This window comes from Micromonospora sp. NPDC007230 (assembly GCF_042869115.1).
In the GTDB taxonomy this organism is placed as follows: domain Bacteria; phylum Actinomycetota; class Actinomycetes; order Mycobacteriales; family Micromonosporaceae; genus Micromonospora.
Map to the genome: position 1 here is coordinate 1 of NZ_JBIAFE010000082.1, position 1,059 is coordinate 1,059.

1 pseudogene is annotated in these 1,059 nt (G+C 63.9%); it reads left to right on the plus strand.

Annotated elements, in window-relative coordinates:
- Positions 1 to 1,059, plus strand: a pseudogene (locus ACFYML_RS36610) (hypothetical protein); the annotation flags it as partial.

Consider the following 1,059-nt stretch of genomic DNA (forward strand, 5'->3'; position numbering starts at 1 on the left):
GAGAAGAAGGAGGGCGAGGCCGATGGTGGTGCCATCCTGGTCGAGCGGGGCGGTAGCGCGCACCTGGAGAAGGTGGAGCTGACCCGTAACAACGCCGAGGGCAACGGCGGCGCCATCGCCAACTTCGGCCGGGTCGACCTCGACGAAAGCGAGGTCGAGGACAACCACGCCCAGCGCAACGGCGGCGGCATCTTCAACGTCGGCGTCCTCAAGATCAGGGACTCCCGGATCAACAACAACACCGCCGGCGAGAACGGCGGCGGCATCGCCAACGGCGAGGGCAAGGAAAAGGACAAGGACTACTGGGTCAAGGGCCGCGACGAGGCCGGCACCGTGGAGATCATCGGCCGCTTCCAGGGCAAGGAACCCAGCAAGACCGAGATCCACAACAACCGGGCCGGCAAGAACGGCGGCGGCGTGTTCAGCTCCGGCGGCTTCGTCAAGATCGCCCTGACCAGCATCAAGAACAACACCGCCTGCGAGAACGGCGGCGGCATCTACGCCCGCAACACCGACCTCGACCTCCAGAAGGTCATCGTCGCCAAGAACCACGCCGACAAGGACGGCGGCGGCGTCTACAACACCGGCGGGGAAAAGAAGAAGAAGGAAGCCCCGTACGGCGAGCAGAAGGACCAGAAGGAAGAGAAGGAGCGGGAGGCCACCGCCACCATCGACGACAGCGCCATCGTCGACAACTCCGCCGGACGCTTCGGCGGCGGCATCTTCAACGGCGACCCGGACGTCGAGATCAAGGAAGGCTTCCAGGAGGAGTCCGACAAGGACAAGAACAAGGAAGACAACGCCACCCTCACCGTCCGGAACACCGAGATCAAGAACAACACCGCCAAGAACGGCGGCGGCATCTTCAACAACGAGGGCAAGGTCACCCTGACCAACACCCGCGTCACCAAGAACACCGCCACCGACTCCGCCAAGACCCACCGCGTCGCCGGCGGCGTCTTCAACAACAACGGCAAGGTCAAGCTCGACGAAAAGACCACCATCACCGACAACGACCCCACCAACTGCGGCGGCACCGTCAAGGACTGCTTCAACTGA